This is a genomic window from Streptomyces sp. NPDC050704 (assembly GCF_040654355.1).
Classification (GTDB): Bacteria; Actinomycetota; Actinomycetes; order Streptomycetales; family Streptomycetaceae; genus Streptomyces.
The window spans coordinates 1-5,623 of sequence record NZ_JBFAHW010000238.1 but is presented as its reverse complement, the minus strand read 5'-3'; the positions used below and the strand labels follow the sequence as shown (position 1 = coordinate 5,623).

Genomic DNA, 5,623 nt, shown 5'->3' with positions numbered 1-5,623 from the left:
GATACCCCGTCGCGGCACCGACCCCACCACCCACCACCCCAGGGGCGCGGGGAACTGCGCGACCAGCCCCCACCCACCCGCAGACAAACAACCGCAGACAAACAACCACCCACGACAAACCGCGCATACCAACCCCCACCCCCCGAACCACCTGTCCAGAGTGTCAAAAACCCGCCCCCAGTTTTGTACACATACAGCTCATGACGGCGCCCCCGCCAAGAGCGATAGCCTTGTCCCGTGATCAGCGCGATATGTCGCGGGGGCGTCTCGGCCCCTGCCCTGCGCCCGGACCGCACGGACGACATCCGTGACCGGGCAGTCGCTGGTCTTCGCGAGCGGGGGCAGGTCAGTGCACGGCACAGCGCACAGGGCAGCGGACCGAGAGCAGCGTCACAGTCTCCGGAACCGCTGAAAACGGCCGATAAACCCCCGCTCATCTCTCATCGCGGCATAGCGTCGGACCAAGACCGGACACCCCGCGTCGCGGCGCTACGTCACTTCACGTTCTACGACGTCACGCAACGGCGCGCGACAGGAGCCAGAGGACAATGCAGACCAAGCTGGACGAAGCCAAAGCCGAGCTGCTCGAACGGGCCGCCCGGGTAGCTGAGAACAGCCCGGTCGGGGGGCACCTACCGACCGGGAAGACGGACGAGAGCACCCCCGACCGGGACACGGTGCTCGCGTTCCTCCAGCGCTACTACCTGCACACCGCCCCGGAGGACATCACCGACCGCGACCCGGTCGACGTCTTCGGAGCCGCCTACTCCCACTACCGGCTGGCCGAAAACCGACCACAGGGCACGGCCAACGTAAGAGTCCACACCCCGACCGTCGAGGAGAACGGCTGGACCTGCAGCCACTCCGTCGTCGAGGTGGTCACGGACGACATGCCCTTCCTCGTCGACTCCGTGACCAACGAGCTGTCCCGCCAGGGCCGCGGTATTCATGTCGTGATCCACCCGCAGTTCGTCGTGCGGCGTGACCTCACCGGCAAGCTCATCGAGGTTCTGCCCGCACGGCCCGCCGCCGGCGACCTTCCCCACGACGCCCACATCGAGTCCTGGATCCACGTCGAGGTCGACCGTGAGACCGACCGCGCCGATCTGAAGCAGATCACCGCCGATCTGCTGCGCGTCCTGTCCGACGCCCGTGAGGCCGTCGAGGACTGGGAGAAGATGCGCGACTCCGCGCTGCGCATCGCCGAGGAACTGCCCAAGGAGCCGACCGCCGACGACCTGCGCGACCAGGAGGTCGAGGAGGCCCGGGAGCTGCTGCGCTGGCTCGCGGAGAACCACTTCACCTTCCTGGGGTACCGGGAGTACGAGCTGCGCGACGACGACTCGCTCGCCGCCGTCCCCGGGACCGGTCTCGGTATCCTGCGCTCCGACCCGCAGCACGGCACCGACGAGAGCCACCCGGTCAGCCCGTCCTTCGAGCGGCTGCCCGCCGACGCCCGCGCCAAGGCCCGCGAGCACAAGCTCCTCGTGCTGACCAAGGCGAACAGCCGCGCCACCGTGCACCGGCCGTCCTACCTCGACTACGTCGGTGTGAAGAAGTTCGACGCCGACGGCAATGTCATCGGCGAGCGCCGGTTTCTCGGGCTCTTCTCCTCCGCCGCGTACACCGAGTCCGTGCGCCGCGTCCCGGTCATCCGCCGCAAGGTCGAGGAGGTCCTGCGCGGCGCCGGCTTCTCGCCCAACAGCCACGACGGCCGCGATCTGCTGCAGATCCTGGAGACGTACCCGCGCGACGAGCTCTTCCAGACCCCGCCCGACGAGCTGCGGGCGATCGTCACGAGCGTCCTCTACCTCCAGGAGCGGCGCCGGCTGCGCCTCTACCTGCGCCAGGACGAGTACGGGCGCTACTACTCCGCGCTCGTCTACCTCCCGCGCGACCGCTACACCACCGGCGTCCGGCTGCGGATCATCGACATCCTCAAGGAGGAACTCGGCGGCATCAGCGTCGACTTCACGGCCTGGAACACCGAGTCGATCCTCTCCCGGCTGCACTTCGTGGTCCGGGTCCCGCAGGGCACCGAGCTGCCGCAGCTGTCCGACGCCGACAAGGAGCGCATCGAGGCGCGGCTCGTGGAGGCCGCCCGCTCCTGGGCCGACGGATTCGCCGAGGCGCTGAACGCCGAGTGCGGCGAGGAGCGCGCGGCCGAGCTGATCCGCCGGTACGGCAACGCCATCCCCGAGGGCTACAAGGCCGACCACAACCCGCGTACGGCGGTCGCCGACCTGGTCCACCTGGAACAGCTCGGCGACGGCAAGGACTTCGCGCTCAGCCTGTACGAGCCGGTCGGCGCCGCCCCCGAGGAGCGCCGCTTCAAGATCTACCGCACCGGAGCGCCGGTCTCCCTGTCGGCCGTACTGCCGGTGCTGTCCAGGCTCGGCGTCGAGGTGACCGACGAGCGCCCGTACGAGCTGCGCTGCTCGGACCGTACGTCCGCGTGGATCTACGACTTCGGTCTGCGCGTGCCCCAGGCGCGGAACGGCTCCGGCGACTACCTCGGCGACGACGCCCGCGAGCGGTTCCAGGAGGCCTTCTCGGCGACCTGGACCGGGCAGGCCGAGAACGACGGCTTCAACTCCCTCGTCCTGAGCGCCGGGCTGAACTGGCGGCAGGCGGTGGTGCTGCGCGCGTACGCCAAGTACCTGCGCCAGGCCGGCTCGACCTTCAGCCAGGACTACATGGAGGACACCCTCCGCAGCAACGTCCACACCACCCGGCTGCTCGTCTCCCTCTTCGAGGCGCGGATGTCGCCGGACCGGCAGCGGGCGGGGATGGAACTGACCGACGCCCTCCTGGAGGAGCTGGACGCCGCCCTCGACCAGGTGGCGAGCCTGGACGAGGACCGGATCCTCCGCTCGTTCCTGACCGTCATCAAGGCGACGCTGCGCACGAACTTCTTCCAGGAGGCGGGCGGCGGCATGCCGCACGAGTACGTCTCCATGAAGTTCGACCCGCAGGCCATCCCGGACCTGCCGGCGCCGCGTCCGGCGTACGAGATCTGGGTGTACTCGCCGCGCGTCGAGGGCGTGCACCTGCGGTTCGGCAAGGTCGCTCGCGGTGGTCTGCGCTGGTCCGACCGGCGGGAGGACTTCCGGACCGAGATCCTCGGCCTGGTCAAGGCGCAGATGGTCAAGAACACCGTCATCGTGCCGGTCGGCGCCAAGGGCGGGTTCGTCGCCAAGCAGCTGCCCGACCCGGCCGTGGACCGCGACGCCTGGCTCGCCGAGGGCATCCGCAGCTACAAGACCTTCATCTCGGCGCTGCTCGACATCACCGACAACCTGGTGGCCGGTGAGGTCGTGCCGCCCGCCGACGTCGTACGGCACGACGAGGACGACACGTACCTCGTCGTCGCCGCCGACAAGGGCACCGCGACGTTCTCGGACATCGCGAACGGGGTCGCGGAGAGCTACAACTTCTGGCTCGGCGACGCCTTCGCCTCCGGCGGCTCGGCCGGCTACGACCACAAGAAGATGTGCATCACCGCCCGCGGCGCCTGGGAGTCCGTCGAGCGGCACTTCCGCGAGCTGGGCGTCAACACCCAGGCCGAGGACTTCACCGTCGTGGGTGTCGGTGACATGAGCGGTGACGTGTTCGGCAACGGAATGCTGCTCTCCGAGCACATCCGGCTGGTCGCCGCCTTCGACCACCGGCACATCTTCATCGACCCGAACCCGGACGCGGCCACCTCGTACGCCGAGCGCCGCCGCATCTTCGAGCTGCCGCGCTCGTCCTGGGCCGACTACGACAAGGCGCTGCTGTCGCAGGGCGGCGGCATCTTCCCCCGTACGGCCAAGGCCATCCAGCTCAACGGCCACATCCGTGGGGCCCTCGGCATCGAGGGCAAGATCGCCAAGATGACGCCCGCCGACCTGATGCGGGTGATCCTCAAGGCGCCGGTCGACCTGCTGTGGAACGGCGGCATCGGCACGTACGTGAAGGCCTCCACCGAGTCGCACGCGGACGTCGGCGACAAGGCCAACGACGCGATCCGCGTGGACGGCGCCGACCTGCGGGTCAAGGTCGTCGGCGAGGGCGGCAACCTCGGTCTCACGCAGCTCGGCCGCATCGAGTTCGCGCAGGCCGGCGGCAAGGTCAACACCGACGCCATCGACAACAGCGCGGGCGTGGACACCTCCGACCACGAGGTGAACATCAAGATCCTGCTCAACGCGGTCGTCACGGACGGCGACATGACCGTCAAGCAGCGCAACAAGCTGCTCGCCGAGATGACCGACGAGGTCGGCGCGCTGGTCCTGCGCAACAACTACGCGCAGAACCTGGCGCTCTCCAACGCGCAGGCCCAGTCGCCGAGCATGCTCCACGCCCAGCACCGCTACCTGCGGCACCTGGTGCGCGCGGGGCACCTGGACCGGGCGCTGGAGTTCATGCCCACCGAGCGTCAGATCCGGGAACGCCTCAACACCGGGCACGGTCTGACCCAGCCGGAGACGGCCGTCCTCCTCGCGTACACGAAGATCACGGTCGCCGACGAGCTGCTCGCCACCGGGCTGCCCGACGATCCGTATCTGCAGAGCCTGCTGCACGCGTACTTCCCGACGGCACTGCGCGAGCGGTTCCGCGAGCAGATCGACGCGCACGCGCTGCGCCGCGAGATCGTCACGACGGTGCTGGTCAACGACACGGTCAACACCGGCGGTACGAGCTTCCTGCACCGGCTGCGCGAGGAGACCGGGGCCTCGCTTGAGGAGATCGTCCGGGCGCAGACCGCGGCCCGCGCGATCTTCAACTCCAGCGCGGTGTGGGACGCGGTCGAGGCGCTCGACAACAAGGTCGACGCGGGCGTCCAGACCCGGATCCGGCTGCACTCGCGCCGGCTCGTCGAGCGCGGCACGCGCTGGCTGCTCAACAACCGGCCGCAGCCGATCCAGCTCGCCGAGACGATCGACTTCTTCAGGGACGGGGTCACGCGGGTCTGGGCCGAGGTGCCCAGGATGCTGCGCGGCGCGGACCTGGAGTGGTACCAGCGGATCTACGACGAGCTGTCGGAGGCCGGGGTCCCCGACGAGCTGGCGCAGCGCGTGGCCGGGTTCTCGTCCGCCTTCCCGACGCTCGACATCGTCGCGGTGGGCGACCGGATGGGCCGGGACCCGATGGACGTCGCCGAGGTCTACTTCGACCTCGCCGACCGGCTGCGCATCGCCCAGCTGATGGACCGCATCATCGAGCTGCCGCGCGCGGACCGCTGGCAGTCCATGGCCCGCGCCTCCATCCGCGAGGACCTGTACGCGGCGCACGCGGCCGTCACCGCGGACGTCCTCGCCGTCGGCAACGGCGCCTCCACGCCGGAGCAGCGCTTCAAGGCGTGGGAGGAGAAGAACGCGGCGATCCTCGGCCGGGCCCGCACCACCCTGGAGGAGATCCAGGGCTCGGAGTCCTTCGACCTGGCGAACCTGTCGGTGGCGATGCGGACGATGCGGACGATGCTGCGCTCGCATTCGTAGCCGGCGGTACGAGTTCGGGGGCGCCCTGGAGGTTCGGGGCGCCCCCTTTTTTCGCCCCCGCCGCCCCTACCCGTCCCATCCCCGGGGGCTGCGCCCCCAGACCCCCCTTCGGCCTGGACGGCCTTGTCCTCAAACGCCGG

At 69.7% G+C, this 5,623-nt stretch carries 1 protein-coding gene; it reads left to right on the top strand.

Features of this window, described 5'->3' with window-relative positions:
- Positions 1-548: 548 nt before the first annotated feature.
- Complete coding sequence (locus AB0I18_RS51530) at positions 549-5,483, top strand: NAD-glutamate dehydrogenase (RefSeq protein ID WP_363112806.1); 4,935 nt, start codon at positions 549-551, stop codon at positions 5,481-5,483.
- The last annotated feature ends 140 nt before the right edge of the window (positions 5,484-5,623 follow it).

Bases quoted from the DNA above. Each gene is read 5' to 3' on its own strand.
- AB0I18_RS51530 (WP_363112806.1), top strand. From the start codon at position 549: ATGCAGACCAAGCTGGACGAAGCCAAAGCCGAGCTGCTCGAACGGGCC.